Origin of the sequence: Streptomyces antioxidans, from assembly GCF_000968685.2 — a bacterium.
Taxonomy (GTDB): domain Bacteria; phylum Actinomycetota; class Actinomycetes; order Streptomycetales; family Streptomycetaceae; genus Streptomyces; species Streptomyces antioxidans.
Genome location: NZ_LAKD02000110.1, coordinates 1 through 20,701, shown reverse-complemented (window position 1 = coordinate 20,701; position 20,701 = coordinate 1). Strand labels below are relative to the sequence as shown.

Below are 20,701 nucleotides of genomic sequence, written 5' to 3'. Positions count from 1 at the left end.
GGTCACGCGGGTCACGCGGGTCACGCGGGTCACGCGGGTCACGCCGGTCACGCCGGTCACGCGCGTCACGTCGGTCACGGCTCGCCGAAGCTGCCGTGCCGACCCGCGCCCGCGGCGAACCGCGCCGCGCCGTCCAGCCCCTCGGCCAGGGCCGCCTGACCGTGGCGCAGCTCCCCCGCCATGGCCTCGTCCTCGTCCAGCCCCTCCTGCTCCAGCAGCGAGGCCCGGTCCGAGCGCAGACACGTCTGCGGAAAGCGGGCGATCTCGGCCGCCAGCCGCTCCGCCTCGGCGCGCGCCCGCCCCGGCGGTACGACGCGGTTGGCGAGCCCGATGGCGTACGCCTCGTCGGCCCGCACCGGACGCCCCGTCAGCACCAGGTCCATCGCCCGGCTCGCGCCGATCAGCCGTGGCAGCCTTACGGTTCCCCCGTCGATCAGCGGGACGCCCCAGCGGCGGCAGAACACCCCGAAGACCGCGTCCTCCTCGGCGACACGCAGATCGCACCAGAGCGCCAACTCCAGCCCGCCCGCCACCGCGTGGCCGCTGACCGCCGCGATCACCGGCTTGGACAGCCGCAGCCGGGTGGGCCCCATGGGGCCGTCGCCGTCCTCGGCCACCCGGTTGCCGCGCGGGGTGCCGACCGCCTTCAGATCGGCGCCGGAGCAGAAGGTGCCACCCTCGCCCCACAACACCGCGACCCGTGCCCCGGGGTCGGCGTCGAAGGCGCGGAAGGCGTCGGCCAGCGCCGTGGCGGTCGCGCCGTCGACGGCGTTGCGTACCTCGGGGCGGACGAGCACGACCGTGGTGACCGGGCCCTCCCGCTCCGTGCGCACCGTAAGGCGCGCACCGCCCGCGTCCACCGTTTCGTCCGCGCCGCCCCCACCTGCCGCGTCGTCCGTGCCGTCCCTGGGCGTCACCGTGCGTCCTTCGGGCGGGCGCGCTCCAGGATCGGGCCGGTGTCGGTGCCGGGCGGCAGGGTGCCGAAGGCGTGCCCCCAGTCCCCGTCGAGCCGCGAGGCGCAGAACGCGTCGGCGACCGCGGGATGGCTGTACCGCACCAGCAGGCTGCCCTGCAGCACCAGCGTCATCTGCTCGGCCACTCGGCGCGCCAGCAGCTGCGCCCGCTCGGGGTCGGTGAGCTGCGGCAGCAGCCCGCGCAGCCGGTCCACGGCCGCGTCCAGCCGGGCGTCCGCCCCGGCCGCGGCGTCGACCTCGGCGAGGAACGCCTCCAGTGCGCCGCTCTCCCGGCCCAGCGCGCGCAGCACATCGAGCGCCGCGACGTTCCCCGAGCCCTCCCAGATCGACAGCAGGGGCGCCTCGCGATACAGGCGCGGCATCCCGGACTCCTCCACATAGCCGTTGCCCCCCAGGCACTCCAGGGCCTCGGCGGCGTGGGTGGCGCCGCGCTTGCACACCCAGTACTTGCTCACCGCGAGTCCCAGCCTGCGCAGCGCCGCCTCGCCCTCGTCCCCGGCCTGCGCGCCGTCCAGGGCGGACGCGAGCCGCATCGCGAGCGTCGTCGCCGCCTCCGACTCGACCGCCAGATCGGCGAGCACATTGCGCATCAGCGGCTGGTCGACCAGCTCGGCGCCGAACGCCCGGCGGTGCTCGGCGTGGTGGAGCGCCTGCCGCAGCCCGGCCCGCATGCCCGCCGCCGAACCGATGACGCAGTCCAGCCGGGTGACGTTGACCATCTCCACGATGGTCCGCACCCCGCGGCCCGGTTCGCCGACCCGCCAGGCCAGGGCGGACTCGTACTCGATCTCGGCCGACGCGTTGGAGCGGTTGCCCAGCTTGTTCTTGAGCCGCATCAGCCGCAGCGGATTGCGGCTGCCGTCCGGCAGCACCCGGGGCACCAGGAAGCAGGTGACGCCCTCCTCCGTCCGGGCCAGCGTGAGGAAGACATCGCTCATCGGCGCGGAGGTGAACCACTTGTGGCCGGTGAGGACATAGTGGCCGTCCCCGTCCGGTACGGCCTGGGTCGTGTTGGCGCGGACGTCCGAGCCGCCCTGCTTCTCCGTCATCGACATGCCCGCGATCAGACCCCGCTTGCCGAGCGGCGGGCGCAGCCCGAAGTCGTAGGTGCGGGCGGCCAGCAGCGGTTCGTACGCGGCGGCGAGCTCCGGCTCGGCGCGCAGCGCCGGGACCGCGGCGTACGTCATGGAGATCGGGCAGCCATGGCCGGGCTCGGCCTGGGCGAAGGCGTAGAACTTGGCCGCGCGCACCAGATGGGCGCCGCGGCGGGGCTCGCGCCACGCCGCAGCGTGCTGGCCGCTCTCCACGGCGACGCCCATCAGCTGGTGGTACGCGGGGTGGTACTCGACCTCGTCGACGCGATGGCCGTAGCGGTCGTGGGTGTGCAGCACCGGGGGGTGCTCCTCGGCCATCCGCGCCCAGTCCTGCACCTCGGCGGAACCGGCCCGCGCGCCCAGGTCCCGCACCTCCTGCTCGCCCCAGCCGCCGCCGTGCCGCCGCACCGCCTCCAGCAGGGCGGGGTCGTCCGCGGTGCTGAAGCCGATGAGCGGCGGGGTCTGGTTGAGGACCTCGTGCGTGGCGCTCATGGCAGACATCTCCTCGTTCGCGGTGGTCTCCCGGGTCCGGCTGCCGGGGCCTTACACTTCCATTATGCGCGACCGAGAACTGTAATGGATAGGGTTCCGCGTAACCATGGACGACACCGGAACGCTCGCCCTGCGGCCGCTGACCGCGCGCTCGGTCGTGCTCAGCACCCTGCTGGGCCTCCACCCGCCCCAGCTGCCCGCCCGCGCACTGGTGCGCGTCGGCGCGCTCTTCGGCACCGCCGAGGGCACCATCCGGGTCGCGCTCACCCGTATGGTCGCCGCTGGTGACCTGGAGCAGAGCGGCGGCACCTACCGGCTCACCGACCGGCTGCTGGCCCGCCAGGCGCGGCAGGACGAGAGCCGCGCACCCCGCACCCGCCGCTGGGACGGCGCCTGGGAGATCGCGATCGTCACCTCCGACCGGCGCGAGGCGGCCGAGCGCGCCGCCCTCCGCCAGGCCATGGCCACCCTGCGCCTGGCCGAACTGCGCGAGGGCACCTGGATGCGCCCCGCCAACCTCGTCCACCCGCGCCCGGACGTCGCCGCCGAGCAGTGCGGCTGGTTCACCGGCGCGCCGGAGGGCGATCCGGCCGAACTCGCCGCGCGCCTGTGGGACCTGGACGGCTGGGCCCGCCAGGCCCGGCTGCTCGGCGCGGCGCTGGACGACGCGGAGGCACCGGCCGACCGCTTCACCGTCGCGGCCGCCGCCCTCCGCCACCTCCTCGCCGACCCCGTCCTCCCCGCCCGGCTCCTGCCGGAGGACTGGCCGGGTACGGAGCTGCGCCGCCGCTACGACGGCTTCGAACGCGACTTCCGGGCGTGGCTGCCGCGGTACGCGGGCGGCGGCTGAACGGTGAGGGGCGCCCCTCGGCTGGGACGTGCGGGCGTCCCCCGGCGGGTCGTGGCCCGGTGTCCATCGGCGGGGACGCCGCCCGCGCCCGGCTACGCCGATTCGCGGATCACCAGCTCCGTGGGGAGTACCAGCGCAGGTTCGATGGTCTCTCCGGCGGTCAGGCGCAGCAGTTGGCGTGCCAGGCGGCGGCCGATGCCGCCTATCGGCTGGCGCACGGTGGTCAGCGGGGGTTCGGTGTAGCGCGCGGGCTCTATGTCGTCGAAGCCGACCACCGCCACGTCGTCCGGCACCCGCCGACCGGCCCGGCGCAGCGCCCGCAGCACCCCGATGGCCATCAGGTCGGAGGCCACGAACACCCCGTCCAGCCGGGGCTCCCGGTCCAGCAGCTCCCGCATCGCGACCGCCCCCGACTCCTGGGTGAAGTCACCGGCCGCGACGTGCGCCGCCAGCCGCGCCCCGTCCAGCGCCGCCCGGTAGCCCGAGAGCCGGTCCACCCCGGCGACCATGTCCTGCGGGCCCGCGACCGTGGCGATGCGGGTGCGCCCGGAGCGGATCAGATGCTCCACGGCCAGCGCCGCGCCCGCCGCGTTGTCCACCCCGACGTACGGCGGCGACGCGGGGCCCGGCACCCTTTCGTTGCAGATCACCGGGATGCCCATCCGGGTCAGCGCGGCGGGCAGCGGATCGGCGCCGTGCATCGACGCGACCATGACCCCGTCCACGTGGCGGGCCAGCGCGAAGCGCTCGATGCGGTCACGGCTGGCGGCGGAGCGGGCCATCATCAGCACCAACTGCTTGTCCGCGGCCTCCAGCTCCTGGCTCACCCCGCGCACCACGCCAGGGAAGAACCGGTCGTCGGAGAAGACCCGGCCCGGCTCCTCGGGGAGCACCAGCGCGAAGGAGTCGGTGCGCTGGGTGACCAGGCTGCGGGCCGCCTGGTTGGGGATGTAGCCCAACTCCTGGATGGCGCTCAGGACCGCCTCACGGCTGTCCTCGGCGACCTTGGTCGAGCCGTTGACGACACGGGAGACGGTGGCGCGCGAGACACCCGCGCGCCGCGCCACGCTCTCCAGGGTGGGCCGGGGCCGGTGCATCCGTGCGTACCTCGCTGTTCGCTCACTGATCGGTCGATACAGCATGGATCAAGACCGGTCAGGGCGCGAGGACGCGGGCGCGGCAAACCGCCGGGGAGCCCCAGGCGGAACGCAGGGCGCGGGCCTTGCGGATCCACAGCGAGAGGTCGTACTCGTCGGTGTAGCCGAGCGCGCCATGCAGGTGCAGCGCGGCCCGCGCCGCGGTGTACGCGGCCTCCCCGGCGGCCACCTTAGCCGCGGCGACCGCCGCTCGAACGTCCCCCGCAGGCCCGTACCCGTGCGCGCCGCTCGTGGGCCCGTACGCGTGCGTGCCGCCTGCGGGTCCGGCAGCCGTGGGCGGGCTGCCTGCGGGCCCGGACGCGAGCGCATCGCCGGTGGCTCCGGACGCGTCCGCGCCGCCCCTGGGCCCGTACACGTGCGCGCCGGGCATGGGCCCCGATGCGTGCGGGCTGCTCGTGGGCCCGTACGCGTGCGCGTCGCCTGCGGGTCCGGCAGCCGTGGGCGGGCTGCCTGCGGGGCCCGGCGTGTGTGCGTCGTCCCCGGAGCCGGACGGGTGCGTGTCGCCCACGGGCCCGCACGCGAGGGGGTCGCCCCGGTGCCCCGGTCTGTGCGCGTCGTCCCCGGGGCCGGACGCCAGCGTGCCGCACGCGGGTCCCGATGCGAGCGCCACCGCGGCTCCGTACAGCAGGGGCCGGGCGAACTCCAGGGCGATGAGCGCGTCCGCCAGGCGGTGCTTCACGGCCTGGAACGAGCCGATCGGGCGGCCGAATTGGGTGCGTTGCCTCGCGTACGCGGCGGTGCGCTCCAGCAGTGCGAGCCCGGTGCCGAGCGACAGCGCGGCCGTGGCGAAGGCGGCCCAGTCCGCGGCGCGCGCGGCGGCAGCGGACACGGCCGGGCCCCGGGCGAGCAGCTGACCGCCGGGCAGCGGCCGGGCCAGTCGGCGGGCCGGGTCGAACGAGGGCTGGACCGGCCCGTGCCCCGGGGCCAGCCACAGCTCCTCGCCCGCGACGGCGAAGACGGCGTCGGCGGCGTCCGCGTCCAGCGCGTACGGCCCGCCGTCGGCCGCCGCGAGCGTCACCAGCGCCCGCCCGTCGGCGATCCGGGGCAGCCACTCCTCGGCCACTTGCACGGTCCGCGCCGTGCCGCCCTCGGCGAGCGCGGTCAGCAGCACCGCGGTGGCGGCCGTCTCGGCCAGGGGGCCGGGCACCGCGTGCCGCCCCGCCGCGATATACGCCACGGACAGCTCGACGGGCAGCGGCCCGACGCCCTCGTACGCCTCCGGTACGGCGAGCCCGGTCACCCCGGCGTCGGCGAGCCGCCCCCACACGGCGCGCCCCGGCGCGTGCTCGCCGCGCGCCCAGGCCCGGATGGCGTGCGGCGTATCGGCCCCGCCGAGCATCCGCTCCAGAGTGCTGCCGAAGTCCATCTGCGCCTGATCCAACATGAACCCCATCCGCGCACCCCCTCGTCAACCACCGGGCCGGTCACCTGACGTGGGGCCGGTCGCCCCGGACGCGCCCGCTGACCCGGTCGCCCAGGCCCAGGCCGGGGCCGTCGCGTCGCGCCCATCCCTCGGGCTGGTCGCGTTCGGCCCACGTCGCATCCGTCCGGCCCTGCGGGACTTGCCGCGGTCCCGGAGCCGGACGGACGGCGAGGGCCGCGCTCCACCCCCTCACCCGCGGCGCCCCCTCGGCAGGCCCAGCAGCCGCTCGGCGATGATGTCGCGCTGGATCTCGTTCGTGCCCGCGTAGATCGGGCCCGCCAGGGCGAAGGTGTAGCCGTCGGACCACGGGCCGGGTGCGGCCGGGTCGTCGGCGGCGTCGGACAGTTCGCCGTGGGGGCCCAGCAGGTCCAGGGCCGTCTCGTGGAGGGCGATGTCCAGCTCCGACCAGAAGACCTTGTTCAGGCTGGACTCGGCACCGAGGGAGCCCCCGGCGGCCAGCCGGGAGGCGCCCGCGTAGGCGAAGAGCTCATACGCGCGGGCGCCGATCACCGCGTCGGCGACCCGGTCGCGCAGCGCCGCCGCCTCGATCCCCGCGTCGCCTTCCGCCTCGCCCCCCGGCCGCTCCGCGCGCTCCCGCCACAGCGTCACCAGGCGCCGCGCCGCCGCGGTGAACCGGCCGGGGCTGCGCAGGGTCAGCCCGCGCTCGTTGCCCGCCGTGCTCATCGCGATGCGCCAGCCCTGCCCCGGCTCGCCGATGACGTCCTCGTCGGGGACGAACACCTCGTCCAGGAAGAGCTCGGCGAAGGCGGGCTTGCCGTCGAGGCGGCCGATGGGGCGTACGGTCACACCGGGCGCGTCCAGGGCGAACATCAGATACGTCAGCCCCCGGTGCGGCGGGTCCGCCGCCGGATCGCTGCGGAACAGGCCGAAGGCCCGGTCCGCGAAGGCGGCACGGGACGACCAGGTCTTCTGCCCGTTCAGGCGCCAGCCGCCGTCGGCGCGGCGGGCGGTGGACCGCAGCGAGGCGAGGTCGGAGCCCGCCTCGGGCTCGGACCACGCCTGGGCCCAGACCGTCTCGCCGCGCGCCATCGGCGGCAGGATCCGGGCGCGCTGCTCGGTGCTGCCGTGTTCGAAGAGGGTGGGGGCGAGCAGGCTGATCCCGTTCTGGCTCACCCGGCCGGGCGCGCCCGCCGCGTAGTACTCCTCCTCGAACAGCAGCCACTCGATCACCGACGCGCCCCGGCCGCCGTACTCCTCGGGCCATGTCACCGCCGACCAGCGGTCGGCCGCGAGGGCGCGTTCCCAGGCGCGGTGCGCCGCGAACCCCTCGGCGGTCTCCAGGGAGGGCAGGGGAGCGGCGGGCGTGTGCGCGGTCAGCCACCGCCGGGCCTCGGCCCGGAACGCCGACTGCCGCTCGGTGAGATCGAGGTCCATCGGGACGACACCCCTCCAGCGGCTCCGCCGACACCGGTTCCCTAACAAGTGTTTGGTAGGTTACCGTGGCGTCGTGATGGACAACAAGGCGCCGTACGTCCCCGGCCACGGCCTCCTTACCGGTCGCACGGCCGTCATCACCGCCGCCGCGGGCACCGGAATCGGCGGCGCCACGGCCCGCCGGTTCCTCGAGGAGGGCGCGCGTGTCGTCCTCGGCGACGCCCATGGCCGTCGGCTCGAGGAGGCGGTGGGCACGCTCGCCGGGGAGTTCGGCGAGGAGCGGGTCGCCGGACGCGTCAGCGATGTGACCGACGAGGCCCAGATCGCCGCGCTGTACGACCTCGCCGAGGAGCGCCACGGACGGCTGGACGCGGTGGTCAACAACGCCGGGCTCGGTGGCACCGCCCCGCTGACCGAGATGACCGACGAACAGTGGGGCAAGGTCATCGACGTCACCCTGAACGGCACCTTCCGCTGCACCCGCGCCGCGCTGCGCCGGATGAAGGCGGGCGCCCACGGCGGCGTCGTGGTGAACAACGCCTCGGTCGTCGGCTGGCGCGCCCAGGCCGGTCAGGCCCACTACGCGGCGGCCAAGGCGGGCGTCATGGCGCTCACCCGCTGCGCCGCGGTCGAGGCCGCCGCGTACCGGGTGCGGGTCAACGCGGTCTCGCCGAGCCTGGCCATGCATCCGCATCTGGTGAAGGTCACCACCCCCGAACTGCTGGCCGCGCTCACCGAGCGCGAGGCCTTCGGCCGGTACGCCGAGCCCTGGGAGGTGGCCAATGTCATCGTCTTCCTGGCCAGCGGCTACTCGTCGTATATGACGGGCGAGACGGTGTCCGTGAGCAGCCAGCACCCATGAGGCGAGAATGAGTACGTGCCGAATTCCACCAGGAGCCGCGCTTCCACCGGAAACAGTGCGAAGAACAGCGAGAAGACGACCGAGAAGACGAGCGACAAGACAGCCGAGAAGAAGACCGCGAAGAAGACGACCATGACCCCGTCCGCCGAGCGACGGCGCGAACTGCTCTCCACCGCGGCGGAGGTCTTCGCCGCCCAGGGGTACAACGCGACCACGGTCCGCCGGATCGCGGACGAGGCGGGGATGCTCGCGGGCAGCCTCTATTACCACTTCGACTCCAAGGAGTCGATCGTCGACGAGATCCTCTCCACCTTCCTGAACGAGCTCTGGGCCGGGTACGACGAGGTGCTCGACGCCGGGCTCGGCCCCCGGGAGACCGTCGAGGCGCTTGTCACCGAGTCCTTCCGGGAGATCGACCGGCACCACGCCGCCGTCGCGATCTACCAGAAGGAGTCCAAGCACCTGTCCACCCAGCCGCGCTTCGGCTATCTCACCGAATCGCAGGGGCGGTTCGAGCGGGCCTGGCTGGGCACGCTGGAGCGCGGGGTGGCCGAGGGGGTCTTCCGCGCCGACCTCGACGTCCGGCTGGCGTACCGCTTCCTGCGCGACACGGTGTGGATCGCCGCCTCCTGGTACCGGCCGGGCGGCCAGCACAGCCCCGAGGAGATCGCCCGCCAGTATCTGTCGATGGTCCTGGACGGCATCACCCCGCGAGAAGAACAAACAGGCCGGGACCGGACACCACAAGAGACACCACGACGACCGTAAGACCGTCATGAACCGCCATGGACCGCCATGATCTGAGGGACCTCAAGGAGCTGCCATGCCCGAGGCATACATCGTGGAAGCGGTAAGGACGCCGGTGGGGCGCCGGAAGGGCGGGTTCGCCTCCGTCCACCCCGCCGACCTCGGCGCCCATGTCCTGCGCACCCTGATGGAGCGCTCGGGCGCCGATCCGGCCGCCGTCGAGGACGTCGTCTTCGGCTGTCTGGACACCGTGGGCCCGCAGGCCGGGGACATCGCGCGCACCTGTTGGCTGGCCGCCGGGCTCCCGGAGGAGGTCCCGGGCGTGACCGTCGACCGGCAGTGCGGCTCCTCGCAGCAGGCCCTGCACTTCGCCGCCCAGGCGGTGCTCTCCGGCACCCAGGACCTGGTGGTCGCGGGTGGGGTGCAGAACATGTCGATGGTGCCCATCGGCTTCGCCAGCGGCAGAGCCAGTGAGTCCCTGGGGCTGACCGAAGGCCCCTTCGCGGGCTCGGAGGGCTGGCGGGCGCGCTACGGCGACCGGCCGGTCAGCCAGTTCTACGGTGCCGAGCTGATCGCCGAGAAGTGGGGCATCACCCGTGAGGCCATGGAGGAGTTCGCCCTGGGCTCGCACCAGCGGGCGCTGCGCGCCATCGACGAGGGCCGCTTCCGCCGCGAGACCGTCCCGTTCGGGGACGTCTCGGTGGACCAGGGGCCGCGCCGGGACACCAGTCTGGAGAAGATGGCCGCGCTCAAGCCGCTCATCGAGGGCGGTCGGCTCACCGCCGCGCTCTCCTCGCAGGTGTCCGACGGCGCCGCGGCCCTGCTGCTCGCCTCCGAACAGGCCGTACGGGAGCACGGCTTGACCCCGCGCGCCCGGGTGCACCATTTGTCGGTGCGCGGCGAGGACCCGATCCGGATGCTCTCCGCGCCCATCCCAGCGACCGCGCACGCGCTGAAGAAGACCGGGCTGACCATCGGCGACATCGACCTGGTCGAGATCAACGAGGCGTTCGCGCCGATCGTCCTGGCCTGGCTGAAGGAGACCGGCGCCGACCCGGAGCGGGTCAACGCCAACGGCGGCGCCATCGCCCTTGGCCACCCGCTCGGCGCCACCGGCGCCAAGCTGATGACGACCCTCCTGCACGAACTGGAGCGCACCGGCGGCCGCTACGGCCTGCAGACGATGTGCGAGGGCGGCGGCCAGGCGAACGTCACGATCGTCGAGCGGTTGTGACGACTCCGACCGGACGCCTTCCCGTGGCGGCCCCGCCCGGCCCCGCAGATGATGGTGCTGCCCCGAGGGCGGGACCGAGGCCGGGAGGACAGCGCCATGGCGTGCGGATCGACCAAGCTCTGGAACGGCGAGGCCACCTGGTTCTGTTGTGGCAGCGCCTGGGGCCCGTGCTCCAGCGCGGGCGGCGGTGCGTGCGGCACCTGCCGGTCCAGCGCCCTGCAGGCCGCCTGGCCCCACGCCTCCAAGGCGTGCTGGGACATCACCCGGCCGGACCTGTGCGGCGAGGACATACCCCGGCGCGGCTGTGGCTCGGCGATGAAGGTGCGCCATGACTGCTCGGGCGCGAGCGTCTGCGTCACCGTCAGCGACTGCGGCCCGCGCACCCGTAGCTTCTGCTCCGAGTCCACCTGCTGCGACGGGGTCTGCCGCACCAACCGGGTCATCGATCTCACCCCCGCCGCCTTCTCCGCCATCGGCAGCCTGAGCTCCGGCACCCTGCCGGTCTCCATCTTCGAATGAGGCGGGCCCGGCCATGAGCGCGTACCGAACCGGCGACCCCCTCGACCGCCGTCGCTTCCTCACCGCCGCCGCCCTCCACGGCGCCACCGTCGTCGGGGCGACCGCCCTGGGCGCGGTGGACGCCGACGCCGCCTTCGCCGCGCCGATGCGCCCCCTGGACCCGGCGGTCGCGGAGAGCGCCTTCGCCGAGGGCCGGATCACCGCGATCAACGATGACGTCCTGGCGGTCGCGGGCTCCTACGGTGACCACTCCCGGGTGCGGGTCACGGGCGCCACCAGCGTCTGGAAGGCCCGGGCCACCACCGCGGCCGACATCGAGACCGGCGACGGCCTCTACGCCCGCGGCGTCCCCCTGCCGGACGGCACCCTCGCCGCCGACGCGGTGTGGGTCAACATCGTGAACCTCCACGCCACCATCCGCGGTATCGAGAAGACCCGGCTGCACCTCGCCCACGGGCGGCACGAGATCGTCGGCAACCTCATGGCGGAGACCACCAGCGCCGCGTACGGCACCGCCTCGCCCACCGCCGATCTGTCCGGGCTCACCATCGGGCAGAGCGCCCAGGTGCTGGGCGCGTGGCGGCCGTCCGACGGCTCGGTGGACCTGGTCCGGGTCGCGGTCGCCCCCGGTGCGGGGAGGCGGCGGTGAGCGCCCTGGCCCGCGACCTCGCCCCGCTGGTGCTCGCCGGGGTGCTGGGGACGGCGGGTGCGGGCAAGCTTTTCGGCCGGGGCACCGCCCGGCAGGCGCCCCGTACCGCGCTCGCACGGCTGCTGAGGGACGGCGGCCGGGCCGCGCTCGCCCTGCGCGTCCTCGGCGCGGTCGAACTGCTCCTCGCCGCCGCGCTGCTGGCGGGGCCCGTCACCCCGCTCCCGGGAGGGGCGGTCGCGGGAGGGGTGGCCGCAGGAGCGGCGGCAGCCCTCCTCGGCGCGGGCTTCCTCGGCTACCTCCTCTACGCCCGCGCCGCCGCCCCGGACGGCACCTCCTGCGGCTGTACGGCGCGCCATGACACCCCCGTCACCTGGCGCGCCTTCGTCCGCGCTGCCGCGGTCCTCGTCGGCGGGGTCGCGGCGGCCCTGGCCCAGCAGCCCTGGTGGACCGCCGCGGGCCGCCGTCCGGCCGCGGCGCTGTGCCTGGTCCTGGCCGCCGCGGCGGCCCTGACGGCCCTCTCCGCCGATCCCGACCGCCGCTGGCGGATGCCGCTGCGACGGCTGCGGCTGCGGATCACCGGGCATCCGCTCGCCGCGACCGGGGCGCGGACGGAGGCCCCGCTCGCCGCGACCGGAGCGCGCGCCGCGGTCCCGCTCGCCGCGTCCGTCGAACTGCTGGAGCGCTCGCGCGCCTGGCAGAGCGTCTCCCGCGTGGTGCGCTCCGCACTGCTGGACCACTGGGACGACGGCGGCTGGCGCATCCTCCAGTTCGCCGGGGTGTACGGGGGCGGCGGCCCGGCCGCGCGGCCCGTGCTGGTGCTCTTCGCGGTGGACGCCGGGGCCAGCCTGGAGACGGTGCGCGAGCCCGCCGTACGGGTCAGCGTCATCGACGCGGACAGCGGGGCCCCGGTCCTGGCCACGGCGTGAGGCCAGCCGGGCGGGCACCGACGGCGGCCCGGGGACCGCACACGCGTTCCGGGGGGAGTCCGGGCGGAGCTCCCGGCGGAACGTCACCACCCCGAGTAGCCTGGACGGCACTGCCCAGGTCGAGCCGGTGGCGCGCGTAGGGGAGTGGGTATGTCCGAGAATCGGTCCGCGTCCGGCTCCCGAGGGCCCAGGTCCTGGCCCTGGTGGCGGCGGCTGGAGGGCGCGTTCGACCGGTCCGCGATCGGACGCGGATGGCGCCGGGGCAGCGAATTCGAGTTGTTGCACCGCGCGATGGGCTTCGCCGCCCTGGGCTTCCTCACCCTGGTGCCCCTGCTGATCGTGGTCGCCGCGGCGGATCCGGTGAACCGGCTCGGCTTCGCCCAGTGGCTGGCCGAGGGCCTTGGGCTCACCTCGACCTCACGGGACGAGGTGCAGCGGCTGTTCGCCCCGCCCAAACAGGCCCTGGAGTCCACCACCGCCTTCGGTCTGGCCACGCTCGCCATCTTCGGACTGCGCTTCGGCACGGTGCTCCAGGTCGGCTACGAGAAGGTGTGGGAGCTGCCGGCCGGTCGCTGGCACACCGTCTGGCGCCATCTGGTCTGGCTCGTGGTGCTGATCTGCTATCTGCTGCTCTCCGCCCATCTCCAACCCGGCGTCTCCCGGGTGCTGGTGGCGGTGCTGGGCACGGTGCTGTTCTTCTGGTGGTCGCAGCGGCTGCTGCTCGGCGGGCGGATCAGCTGGGGCGCCCTGCTGCCCGGCGCGCTGGCCACCAGCGTCGGGCTGCTGGGGCTGCGGGTCTTCTCCCAGCTGGTGTTCTCCCCGCTGATCGCCTCCAGCACGGTCTCCTACGGCCCTGTCGGCACCGTCCTGGTCGTCCAGTCCTGGCTGGTCGGCGTCGGCTTTGTGGTCTTCGGCGGTGCGCTCGTCGGGCGGGTGCTGCACGAGGACTATCTGAGGATGGTGGCCTGGCGCCGCAAGCGGCGCCGCGACCGGGCCAAGGCGGCCGAACGGCCGGACTGACGCCCCGGCCAAGGACCGGAAACGACGTCGCCCCGGGCCGGGGCCGCCTGGCATGCTGGCGGTGTGTACGGACCAGAGATCCACCTCAGCCTCGCCCCTGAACTGCGCTTCTTCGCCGTTCCCGAGCGGCGCCGCCCCTGGACGACCGTCGTCACCGACGGCGTCTCCACCCTCGGCCATGTGGTCGAGTCGCTCGGGGTGCCGCTCACCGAGGTGGGCGGGCTGCTGGTGGACGGCGCGGAGACCGCCGTCTCGCATGTGCCCGGCGCCGGGGAGACCGTGGAGGTCCGGCCGGTCGCCCGCCCGCAGCGGGTGCCGGGCGCACCGCTGCGGTTCCTGCTCGATGTGCACCTGGGCACGCTCGCGCGGCGGCTGCGGCTGCTGGGCGTGGACGCCGCGTACGAGAGCGAGGACATCGGCGACCCCGAGCTGGCCGCGCGCTCCGCCGCCCAGCGCCGGGTGCTGCTCTCCCGCGACCGGGGGCTGCTGCGCCGCCGCGAGCTGTGGGCCGGGGCCTATGTCTACAGCGACCGCCCCGATGAGCAACTGCGCGACGTCCTCGGCCGATTCGCCCCGGGCCTTGCGCCCTGGACCCGCTGCACCGCCTGCAACGGCCCGCTGGAGGCCGCCGACAAGGAGTCGGTCCGGGAGCGGCTGCGGCACGGCACCCGGCGTACGTACGACGTCTTCGCGCGCTGCACGGCCTGTGAGCGGGTCTACTGGCGCGGCGCCCATCACGCCCGCCTGGAGGCCATCGTGGCCGGGGCGATGGGCGAGTTCGGCGACGCCCCGGCCGCGCTGTCCTGAGCTAACGGCCGCAGCGGGGGCACTGGACGTCATGTCCGCCCGCGGCGAGCCCCTTGCCGCCGGTGCCGTACGGGACCAGGGCCATCTGGAGCCGTCCGCAGGCGCAGCGGCTCCAGACCACGACGCCCTCGCTGGTGGTGTGCCGGGAAACGATGGTGTGGGTGTCGGTGTTCATGGCAGCAGCATGGCGCCGTACGACCGTTGCGGTCCATTGCACGTTTTGCGGGTCGTATGTGCAAAATGATTTCATGATTGACCTGCGTCGGCTTCATATGCTCCGGGTGGTGCGCCAGCAGGGCACGGTCACCGCCGCCGCCGAGGCCCTGCACCTCACCCCGTCCGCGGTCTCCCACCACCTGCGTGAACTCGCGCGCGAGCTCAAGGTCCCGCTGCTGGAGCCGCACGGCCGTCGCGTCCGGCTGACCCCGGCCGGGCGGCTGCTCATCGAGCACGCCGACGCGCTGCTGGCCCGGTGGGAGGAGGCACAGGCGGAGCTGGAGTCCTACCGGGCGGGCATGACGGGACCGCTGCGCATCGCGGGCTTCACCACCGCGATCAGCGGCCTGATCGCTCCCGCGGCCGGGTGGCTGCGGCACAGCCACCCCGGTCTGCTGGTGCAGGTGCGCGAGTGCGACACCGAGCAGAGCATGGACCTGCTGGTGGCGGGCGAGGTGGATCTCGCGGTGGTGGAACCCATCGAGGGCGGGCCGCCGCCGGATGACGCGCGGTTCGAGCAGAGCCCCCTGCTGGAGGAGCCGTACGTCATGCTGGTGCCCGGCGGCCACCGGCTGGCGGGGGCGGTGTCGGTGCGGCTGGAGGACGCGGCGGCCGAGGACTGGATCGTCGCCGACGCGGACACCTGCGACCACGCCCAGCGGGTGCGGATGCTGTGCGCGGCGGCCGGGTTCTCACCGCGCATCGTGCACGCCGCCACCCACTGGTCGGCGGTCTGGTCGCTGGTGGGGAACGGGCTGGGCGTCTCGCTCATCCCGCGGCTGGCCGAGGGCCCGGCGGGCCAGGCGGTGGCGCGGGTGCCGGTGGCGGGCGAGAACATGCCGACGCGGCGGATCCTCAGCTGCATGCGCCGGGGCAGCCGCCGTAACCCGCTGATCAGCCTGGGGATAGGGGCGCTGGAAGAGGCGGTGCGCCACCATCAGAGCCTGGACGACTGGCCCCGATCCGCAGCCTGACGGGGCGCACCACAACGCTTCTCAGAACGCGTCAGCGTCCTCTCAGGGACCTCAGGACACCTCGGCGCCCGCTCGGGAGGCCTCCCCCCGGACGGCCTCGGGGAGCGTGGTGTGGAAGGCCGGGTGGTCGTGCAGCCGCCGTACGTAGGCGCGCAGTTGCCCATGGCGGGAGACCCGGTCGGCAGCGTCGGCGTCCAGGAGGGGCCGGTGCTCGGTGTCCAGCTGGACGAGGGTCACCCACAGGTCCACATCGGCGGCGGTCAGCTCCTCGCCCAGGGCGTACGGCGCGGCCGTCAGCCCGCGGTCGAGGCGGCCGAGGGCGGTCAGCAGCCGCTCGAGCGCCGCGTCCCTGCACTCCGCCTCGGATGCCGTCCCGGCCTGCCGTGCGGCGTGGGTGATGTCCGTGTCGAGGAGGTCCCGGAGGGCGTCGATGTCCGTGGCGAGGGCAGCGGGGCGCAGCCGGGGGCGTCCGGTCCCGCTGTCATCGCTCAGATGACCGGCCAGGTCACGCAGTATGTCGGGCGTGTGGTTGCTGACGACGCGTCCGGTCCAGCGGTCGCAGAGTGCGGGCGCGTCCACCGGTCCGCTGTAGTGGTGCCAGGTGGCCTCGTAGGCGCCGCGCAGTGCGGCGTACGCCTCGGGGGTGTCGTCCGGGGGCCCGACGAGGGTGGTGGCCACGGTGTCCCGCAGCCCGAGCAGATCGAGGGTGATGGAGACGCGCAGCGAGAGCGGACAACTCGCCGAGAGATAGAGCCGGTAGCGGTGCGGCACCGGGTAGAAGCCACCGGCGAGGTCGACGCCGATGCGGCTGCGGAAGCGGTGCGGTGGCGTGGGCGGGGCGGTCCGGGGGCGGACCGAGCACGGGTCGGGGTCGAGAAGAGCGGCAGGACCTGAACTGACCGGAAACGTCTGGGACATGGCTCTCCAAGGCAGTGAGGGAAGCCCCGGCCACCGCGGGTTGGGGGCGGTGCCGGTGCGATGGCGCAAGGGGAAGGGAAGCCCGCGCGGGGCAGCCGCCGGGACGGTGCCGGGACACCCCCGTCCGCCCCGACGCGCGGGACCGCGCTCGGTGACCGTGTCGGCTCGGGCCGACTCAGACGGCTGGACTGGAGGCGCTGCAGATGCGCAGCAGATCGATGTGCAGCCGTCTGGTCAGGAGGTGGAGGCGGCGGAGCGGGGACGACGGACGGGGACGCCGATGGGCGCCGTCCCCGTGGCTGTCGGTCCTGGGCATCTCCACCGATCCCATCATCGGGGGCTCGCGGGGCAGCGAGACCGCGCTTGTCCCGTCCACACCGACGGAACCTGGTCGTCACCCGGGGGCACCCCGTCGCGGGAGAAGGGTTGCCTGTCAGCGAGCCGGGGCCGATGACCCACCTGAGCGGAGTTTCCGCACGGTGGGCGCTGACAATCGTGACCGTCCCTGACAGTGTCGTCGCGCTCCGCGAGGGCGTCAACCCATGCCGAAGTGGTCAACACCGGCCGACGGTACGGCGGATGTACGGCGCCCTGGCGCGACCACCCCTGCGATGGCGCGCCCCGCCCGGCGGTGGCGCGACCTGCTCAGCCCAACGGCCGGTCCGCGCCCCCGACGTCCCGCTCGATGAGGACCATGGCCGCGTCGTCCGCCAGCCGTCCCTCGGTGTGCCGGACCAGGGCGTGGCGCAGCCGGTCCAGGCACTCGGACGGGCTGGCGTCGTCCAGCGTCTCCATCGTCCGGTGCAGCGGAAAGAACTCGTCGCAGTCATTGCGGGCCTCGACCACCCCGTCGGTGTGCAGCAACAGCCGGTCACCGGGCAGGAACGGAAAGGTCTCGACGCCGATCGGGGGAGGGTCGAGGAACTCCTCGAGGCCGAGCGGTGGCAGCGGGCGCGCCGGGTCCAGGGAGCGCACCTTGCGCTCGCGCATCACCAGGGGCGGGGGATGGCCGCGGTTGATCAGATGGATCAGCGCATCGTCCGTCACCTGGGCGAGGAGCACGGTGACGAACTGCTCCTCCAGCTCCTGCGGGTCCTGCAGCTGGGAGCGGTCAAGCAGCTCGTACTCGCGCGCCAGCGCGGCCGCACAGCGGTGCATCACCTCGGCCAGGTCCTCCTCGTAGTGCACCGCCTCCCGGAAGGCGCCCACGACGGCCGCGGCGGACCGCACCGCGGCCAGCCCCTTTCCCCGCACATCGCCGACGATCAGCCGCACTCCGTAGCGGGTGCACATCGCCTCGTAGAGGTCCCCGCCGATCTGCGCACCGCGTTCGGCCGCCAAATAGACGCTGGCGGTGTTCACCGTGCCCATCCGGGCGGGCAGTGGCCGCAGCACCACGTTCTGGGAGACCTCGGCGATCCGGCGGACATGGGCCAGCTCGCGGTCCCGGCGCACCCGCACCGCGCTGGTCGCCACGCTCGCCACCGCCACCACCAGCAGGGCCACCAGATTCGTGTACACCTGCTGGGTGCCCCAGGAGTCGTTGTGCACGGTGGTGAGCCCGCTGATCGCGCCCGCAAGCACCGCCACCCCGGTGGTGCCGACCGGCCCCATGGTCACCGCCGCGAGCGCCGGCGCCGGGGAGAGCAGGGGGCCGGTGTAGAAGGCGTGGGCGGGGGAGAGCTCGATGCTGAGCACCGCGGCCAGGACCAGGAACGGCAGACACCGTGTGATCGCGAACAGCGTCTGGCTGCGACCGCTCACCCCCCGGGCGGCGCGAATGAATCGCATAATTGCGTACTTTATCTGATAAAGACCCCCAAACGGGGGCCTCTCCCCAACGCGCGACCCGGGCCCCGGGCGTAGCCTGGCGCTATGCCCGAGCTTCCGGACGTCGAGGGGTTCCGGCGGACGCTCGCCTCGTGTGCCCAGGGCCGCCGTGTCGAGCGGGCGGAGGTGGCCGATCCGGGGGTGCTGCACGGGGTGACCGCACAGCGGCTGAGGCGCGACCTCGAGGGCCGTCGCTTCGCGGCGCCGCGCCGCCACGGCAAGTGGTTGATCGCCCCCACCGACGGGCCCACGGTGGTGCTCCACTTCGGCATGACCGGGCGGCTGGTCTGCGGGGCGGACTCCGAACCGGCCGGCCGGTTCCAGCGCGTCGCCTTCGACCTCGACGACGGCCACCGCCTCGGCTACGAGGACCAGCGCAAACTCAAGGGCATCTGGCTCGCCGCCACCGACGACGACATCGACCGGATCGTCGGCGACCAGGGCCCGGACGCGCTCTCGCTGAGCCGGGCCGATCTGGACCGGCTGCTCCAGGGGCGGCGCGGACGCGTCAAGGCCACCCTGACCGACCAGTCCGTGATCGCCGGACTCGGCAATCTGCTCGGCGACGAGATCCTGTGGCACGCCAGGATCCATCCCCAGCGGCCGGTGAACGCGCTGACCGACGACGAGCGCGATCGGCTCCACGGCGCGCTGCGCGTGGTGCTGCGCGCCTCGGTGCGGGCGGGGCGGGTGCCGGACGATCCGGACTGGCTCACCGGACGGCGCGACGATCCCGATCCGCACTGCCCCCGCTGCGGCCATCCGCTGCGCCGCGGCCGGATCTCGGGACGGACCAGCCTGTGGTGCCCCCACTGCCAGCGCGAGGACGCCTGACCACCGGCCTCGCCGGGAGGGGCAGGCGGTCAGGAGACGACCGGTGGTCAGGACATATAGGCCGTGTAGGACATCACATCGCCCGCCTTCACCCGGTACTCGGGATCGTCCTTGGTGTACGTCTCCTCGATGTCCAGCACCCCGCCGTCGTCCGGGTCGAGGACGATCAGATAGCGGCTCCCGGGAGTGCCGGTGAACCGGAATCCCTGCCCCTGGCGCCCGAGCCGGTCGGTGACCTCACCCGCCGGACGAAGCCCCTCGATCCCGGACAGCAGGGTGACGATGTCCGCCCGCTGGCGCGGCCCCGGGGTCCACACCGTGAGGAAGGACCGGATGGCCGAGAGCAGGTCCGCCGGGTCGCGGTCCGCGCCCGGGGACCAGACGGCGAGGTACCCGCGCAGCGCTGGGGCACCGGCCGGGGGGTCCTCGAAGTAGTCCCCGTTGGCGCCGTTCATCCCGGGCGGATAGTGCTCCTCGCTCAGCACCTTGCCGTCGTGGACCGTACGGGGCGGGGGGCCGTCCTCGATGACCGGACGGCCCGGACGGCGCGGATCGGTGGCCACCTCCAGCGTGGAACCGCTGCCGTCCGCGTTCCAGCGGGTCAGCGACTCCCGGGGCAGCGTCACCGCGTCCCGGCCCGACCTCATGCCCAGCGCCCAGCTCTGGAAATGGCTGCCCCGCTCGCTCTTCGATGGGGACTCCACGGCCGCCGCCCGCGCCCGCCGGGCGATCTCGGTGAGCGATACGTCCGCCCGGGAGGCATGCGCCACCAGGGGCAGTGGCCTGGGCGCGGCCACGGCGGGGGAGGAGCCGGTGCCCGAGACGGTCAGCGCCAGGGCGACGACCGCCGCGGCCGCCGCGGTGCCCAGGCTCCAGACCGCGCGCCGCCGGACGGTGCGGCGCCGCCGGTCCCGGGACGGCAGCCGCCGCAGCAGCAGTTCGGCCCGGGCATCCAGCGGCCGGTCCCGCCAGGGGCCGGTGTCGGCGGACACGGGGTCGGCCTCGCGGAGCAGATCCAGTTCGTCGGTCATGCGCGTCCATCCTTCTCGGCCCTGCCAGCCCTGGGGGCTGTGTCGGCCCTGTGGGCCCTGTCAGCGCTCTGGGCCCTGTCGCCCCCGCCGCCCCTGCACCCCAGCGAGACCCGGTCGTCCCGGCGCAGGATCTCTATCTGCTCCCGCAGCCGCCGCCGCGCCCGGTGCAGCCGCATCGCCGCGGCGGACCGGCCGCACCCCAGCACGGTGCCGAGCTCTTCGACGGTCAGCTCCTCCCACGCCGTCAGCCGCAGCACCTCCTGGTCGGCCTCGGCGAGCCGGGACAGCGCCTCAAGCACCCAGGAGCCCGGCCGCTCGGTGTCCGGGCTCGCCACGGTGCGCCCGCCGCGCGTCACCTCGTGGTGGCCCAGTTTGAGCAGCAGTCTGCGGTAACGGCCCTTGCCGCGCACCGTATTGGCCAGGCAGTGCCGGGTCACTCCGTACAGCCACGGCAAAGGTGACTCGGGCAGTTCGGCCCGGCGCCGCCAGGCCACTGCGAAGACCTCGGCGACCACTTCCTCGACGTCCCATGCCTGGTCGTCCAGCCGCCGTGCCACAAAACGGCTGACCGCCCAGTAATGCTCGCGGTAGGCGGCGTCGAAGGCGTCGTCGGTGCTCATGATCCGAAGGTGTCCGGCACACCGCAGATCATCACACCTCGCGGCGGGCCGATTCCGACCGGCCGCCGGAGTGACGATCCACGGGGTGCCGGACACCTAGATGAATGAGTCCGATGTCTGGGTTGGCCG

General features: G+C 74.3%; 22 protein-coding genes and 1 riboswitch. Of the genes, 11 read left to right on the top strand and 11 right to left on the bottom strand.

Annotation, left to right across the window (positions count from 1 at the left end):
• Nucleotides 1-74: 74 nt before the first annotated feature.
• Together VT50_RS32005 and VT50_RS32000 are read right to left on the bottom strand one after the other, a co-directional pair.
• A complete protein-coding gene (locus VT50_RS32005) occupies nucleotides 75-860 on the bottom strand; it encodes a crotonase/enoyl-CoA hydratase family protein (RefSeq protein ID WP_078840775.1) in 786 nt (261 codons plus the stop codon).
• 53 nt (nucleotides 861-913) lie between these two features.
• On the bottom strand, nucleotides 914-2,560 hold the full coding sequence (locus VT50_RS32000) for an acyl-CoA dehydrogenase family protein (RefSeq protein ID WP_046087165.1): 1,647 nt from the start codon (nucleotides 2,558-2,560) through the stop codon (nucleotides 914-916).
• 106 nt (nucleotides 2,561-2,666) lie between these two features.
• Between VT50_RS32000 and VT50_RS31995 the strand changes: the two genes are divergently transcribed.
• Nucleotides 2,667-3,410, top strand: a complete 744-nt coding sequence (locus VT50_RS31995; protein ID WP_046087166.1) for a PaaX family transcriptional regulator C-terminal domain-containing protein — start codon at nucleotides 2,667-2,669, stop codon at nucleotides 3,408-3,410.
• Between the two features lie 92 nt (nucleotides 3,411-3,502).
• Here VT50_RS31995 and VT50_RS31990 read toward each other — a convergent pair whose 3' ends face one another.
• The 3 genes from VT50_RS31990 to VT50_RS31975 form a co-directional block, all read right to left on the bottom strand.
• A complete protein-coding gene (locus VT50_RS31990; RefSeq protein WP_046087167.1) occupies nucleotides 3,503-4,507 on the bottom strand; it encodes a LacI family DNA-binding transcriptional regulator in 1,005 nt (334 codons plus the stop codon).
• A 58-nt stretch (nucleotides 4,508-4,565) separates the two neighbouring features.
• Nucleotides 4,566-5,951, bottom strand: a complete 1,386-nt coding sequence (locus VT50_RS39800) for an acyl-CoA dehydrogenase family protein (RefSeq protein WP_240529391.1) — start codon at nucleotides 5,949-5,951, stop codon at nucleotides 4,566-4,568.
• 228 nt (nucleotides 5,952-6,179) lie between these two features.
• Nucleotides 6,180-7,385 carry an acyl-CoA dehydrogenase family protein gene (locus VT50_RS31975; protein WP_046087169.1) on the bottom strand — a complete coding sequence of 402 codons (1,206 nt, stop codon included), beginning with the start codon at nucleotides 7,383-7,385 and terminating at the stop codon, nucleotides 6,180-6,182.
• Between the two features lie 76 nt (nucleotides 7,386-7,461).
• Here VT50_RS31975 and VT50_RS31970 point away from each other — a divergent pair, with 76 nt between their 5' ends.
• The 8 genes from VT50_RS31970 (at nucleotide 7,462) to VT50_RS31935 (ending at nucleotide 14,149) form a co-directional block, all read left to right on the top strand.
• On the top strand, nucleotides 7,462-8,247 hold the full coding sequence (locus VT50_RS31970; protein ID WP_046087170.1) for an SDR family oxidoreductase: 786 nt from the start codon (nucleotides 7,462-7,464) through the stop codon (nucleotides 8,245-8,247).
• 132 nt (nucleotides 8,248-8,379) lie between these two features.
• The gene (locus VT50_RS31965; protein ID WP_046087181.1) at nucleotides 8,380-9,015 is read left to right on the top strand and encodes a TetR/AcrR family transcriptional regulator; all 636 of its coding nucleotides are present in this window, start codon (nucleotides 8,380-8,382) and stop codon (nucleotides 9,013-9,015) included.
• Between the two features lie 55 nt (nucleotides 9,016-9,070).
• Nucleotides 9,071-10,228: an acetyl-CoA C-acetyltransferase gene (locus VT50_RS31960; protein ID WP_046087171.1), complete on the top strand. Its 1,158-nt coding sequence runs from the start codon at nucleotides 9,071-9,073 to the stop codon at nucleotides 10,226-10,228.
• 96 nt (nucleotides 10,229-10,324) lie between these two features.
• On the top strand, nucleotides 10,325-10,747 hold the full coding sequence (locus VT50_RS31955; protein WP_046087172.1) for a septal ring lytic transglycosylase RlpA family protein: 423 nt from the start codon (nucleotides 10,325-10,327) through the stop codon (nucleotides 10,745-10,747).
• A 13-nt stretch (nucleotides 10,748-10,760) separates the two neighbouring features.
• Entirely contained in the window at nucleotides 10,761-11,396 is a 636-nt protein-coding gene (locus tag VT50_RS31950; protein WP_046087173.1) for a hypothetical protein, read from the top strand.
• Nucleotides 11,393-12,322 carry a MauE/DoxX family redox-associated membrane protein gene (locus VT50_RS31945; RefSeq protein WP_046087174.1) on the top strand — a complete coding sequence of 310 codons (930 nt, stop codon included), beginning with the start codon at nucleotides 11,393-11,395 and terminating at the stop codon, nucleotides 12,320-12,322. Before VT50_RS31950 ends, VT50_RS31945 begins: the two co-directional genes overlap by 4 nt.
• A gap of 150 nt (nucleotides 12,323-12,472) precedes the next feature.
• Nucleotides 12,473-13,342 (top strand): YihY/virulence factor BrkB family protein, encoded by an 870-nt coding sequence (locus VT50_RS31940; protein ID WP_053048627.1) that lies wholly within the window; start codon nucleotides 12,473-12,475, stop codon nucleotides 13,340-13,342.
• 63 nt (nucleotides 13,343-13,405) lie between these two features.
• Complete coding sequence (locus VT50_RS31935; RefSeq protein WP_046087175.1) at nucleotides 13,406-14,149, top strand: Mut7-C RNAse domain-containing protein; 744 nt, start codon at nucleotides 13,406-13,408, stop codon at nucleotides 14,147-14,149.
• 1 nt (nucleotide 14,150) lies between these two features.
• Here the strand turns inward: VT50_RS31935 and VT50_RS39795 are convergent, their stop codons facing one another.
• Nucleotides 14,151-14,324, bottom strand: a complete 174-nt coding sequence (locus VT50_RS39795) for a hypothetical protein (protein WP_167396644.1) — start codon at nucleotides 14,322-14,324, stop codon at nucleotides 14,151-14,153.
• A gap of 73 nt (nucleotides 14,325-14,397) precedes the next feature.
• Here VT50_RS39795 and VT50_RS31930 point away from each other — a divergent pair, with 73 nt between their 5' ends.
• Nucleotides 14,398-15,339 carry a LysR family transcriptional regulator gene (locus tag VT50_RS31930; protein ID WP_276207355.1) on the top strand — a complete coding sequence of 314 codons (942 nt, stop codon included), beginning with the start codon at nucleotides 14,398-14,400 and terminating at the stop codon, nucleotides 15,337-15,339.
• Between the two features lie 51 nt (nucleotides 15,340-15,390).
• On the opposite strand, the gene VT50_RS31925 is transcribed toward VT50_RS31930, so the two are convergent.
• The 3 genes from VT50_RS31925 to VT50_RS31920 form a co-directional block, all read right to left on the bottom strand.
• Complete coding sequence (locus VT50_RS31925; protein ID WP_053048628.1) at nucleotides 15,391-16,257, bottom strand: glutathione S-transferase C-terminal domain-containing protein; 867 nt, start codon at nucleotides 16,255-16,257, stop codon at nucleotides 15,391-15,393.
• Nucleotides 16,258-16,432: 175 nt separating this feature from the next.
• On the bottom strand, nucleotides 16,433-16,633 hold the full coding sequence (locus VT50_RS39400; RefSeq protein ID WP_158083238.1) for a hypothetical protein: 201 nt from the start codon (nucleotides 16,631-16,633) through the stop codon (nucleotides 16,433-16,435).
• Nucleotides 16,612-16,758, bottom strand: a riboswitch (SAM riboswitch). Its footprint overlaps the gene before it by 22 nt.
• A gap of 144 nt (nucleotides 16,759-16,902) precedes the next feature.
• Entirely contained in the window at nucleotides 16,903-18,048 is a 1,146-nt protein-coding gene (locus tag VT50_RS31920; RefSeq protein WP_046087177.1) for a PP2C family protein-serine/threonine phosphatase, read from the bottom strand.
• An 84-nt stretch (nucleotides 18,049-18,132) separates the two neighbouring features.
• Between VT50_RS31920 and VT50_RS31915 the strand changes: the two genes are divergently transcribed.
• A complete protein-coding gene (locus VT50_RS31915; RefSeq protein WP_046087178.1) occupies nucleotides 18,133-18,921 on the top strand; it encodes an Fpg/Nei family DNA glycosylase in 789 nt (262 codons plus the stop codon).
• A gap of 47 nt (nucleotides 18,922-18,968) precedes the next feature.
• Here the strand turns inward: VT50_RS31915 and VT50_RS31910 are convergent, their stop codons facing one another.
• Complete coding sequence (locus VT50_RS31910) at nucleotides 18,969-19,952, bottom strand: CU044_5270 family protein (RefSeq protein WP_046087179.1); 984 nt, start codon at nucleotides 19,950-19,952, stop codon at nucleotides 18,969-18,971.
• The gene (locus tag VT50_RS31905; RefSeq protein ID WP_240529390.1) at nucleotides 19,949-20,572 is read right to left on the bottom strand and encodes an RNA polymerase sigma factor; all 624 of its coding nucleotides are present in this window, start codon (nucleotides 20,570-20,572) and stop codon (nucleotides 19,949-19,951) included. The genes VT50_RS31910 and VT50_RS31905 overlap by 4 nt, the downstream gene beginning before the upstream one ends.
• Nucleotides 20,573-20,701 lie beyond the last annotated feature (129 nt).

What these genes read in the sequence shown, in the direction of transcription:
- VT50_RS32000 (WP_046087165.1), bottom strand. Translation starts at nt 2,560, where the DNA reads ATGAGCGCCACGCACGAGGTCCTCAACCAGACCCCGCCGCTCATCGGC.
- VT50_RS31995 (WP_046087166.1), top strand. Translation starts at nt 2,667, where the DNA reads ATGGACGACACCGGAACGCTCGCCCTGCGGCCGCTGACCGCGCGCTCG.
- VT50_RS31990 (WP_046087167.1), bottom strand. Translation starts at nt 4,507, where the DNA reads ATGCACCGGCCCCGGCCCACCCTGGAGAGCGTGGCGCGGCGCGCGGGT.
- VT50_RS39800 (WP_240529391.1), bottom strand. Translation starts at nt 5,951, where the DNA reads ATGTTGGATCAGGCGCAGATGGACTTCGGCAGCACTCTGGAGCGGATG.
- VT50_RS31975 (WP_046087169.1), bottom strand. Translation starts at nt 7,385, where the DNA reads ATGGACCTCGATCTCACCGAGCGGCAGTCGGCGTTCCGGGCCGAGGCC.
- VT50_RS31970 (WP_046087170.1), top strand. Translation starts at nt 7,462, where the DNA reads ATGGACAACAAGGCGCCGTACGTCCCCGGCCACGGCCTCCTTACCGGT.
- VT50_RS31965 (WP_046087181.1), top strand. Translation starts at nt 8,380, where the DNA reads ATGACCCCGTCCGCCGAGCGACGGCGCGAACTGCTCTCCACCGCGGCG.
- VT50_RS31960 (WP_046087171.1), top strand. Translation starts at nt 9,071, where the DNA reads ATGCCCGAGGCATACATCGTGGAAGCGGTAAGGACGCCGGTGGGGCGC.
- VT50_RS31955 (WP_046087172.1), top strand. Translation starts at nt 10,325, where the DNA reads ATGGCGTGCGGATCGACCAAGCTCTGGAACGGCGAGGCCACCTGGTTC.
- VT50_RS31950 (WP_046087173.1), top strand. Translation starts at nt 10,761, where the DNA reads ATGAGCGCGTACCGAACCGGCGACCCCCTCGACCGCCGTCGCTTCCTC.
- VT50_RS31940 (WP_053048627.1), top strand. Translation starts at nt 12,473, where the DNA reads ATGTCCGAGAATCGGTCCGCGTCCGGCTCCCGAGGGCCCAGGTCCTGG.
- VT50_RS39795 (WP_167396644.1), bottom strand. Translation starts at nt 14,324, where the DNA reads ATGAACACCGACACCCACACCATCGTTTCCCGGCACACCACCAGCGAG.
- VT50_RS31930 (WP_276207355.1), top strand. Translation starts at nt 14,398, where the DNA reads ATGATTGACCTGCGTCGGCTTCATATGCTCCGGGTGGTGCGCCAGCAG.
- VT50_RS31925 (WP_053048628.1), bottom strand. Translation starts at nt 16,257, where the DNA reads ATGTCCCAGACGTTTCCGGTCAGTTCAGGTCCTGCCGCTCTTCTCGAC.
- VT50_RS31920 (WP_046087177.1), bottom strand. Translation starts at nt 18,048, where the DNA reads ATGCGATTCATTCGCGCCGCCCGGGGGGTGAGCGGTCGCAGCCAGACG.
- VT50_RS31915 (WP_046087178.1), top strand. Translation starts at nt 18,133, where the DNA reads ATGCCCGAGCTTCCGGACGTCGAGGGGTTCCGGCGGACGCTCGCCTCG.
- VT50_RS31910 (WP_046087179.1), bottom strand. Translation starts at nt 19,952, where the DNA reads ATGACCGACGAACTGGATCTGCTCCGCGAGGCCGACCCCGTGTCCGCC.
- VT50_RS31905 (WP_240529390.1), bottom strand. Translation starts at nt 20,572, where the DNA reads ATGAGCACCGACGACGCCTTCGACGCCGCCTACCGCGAGCATTACTGG.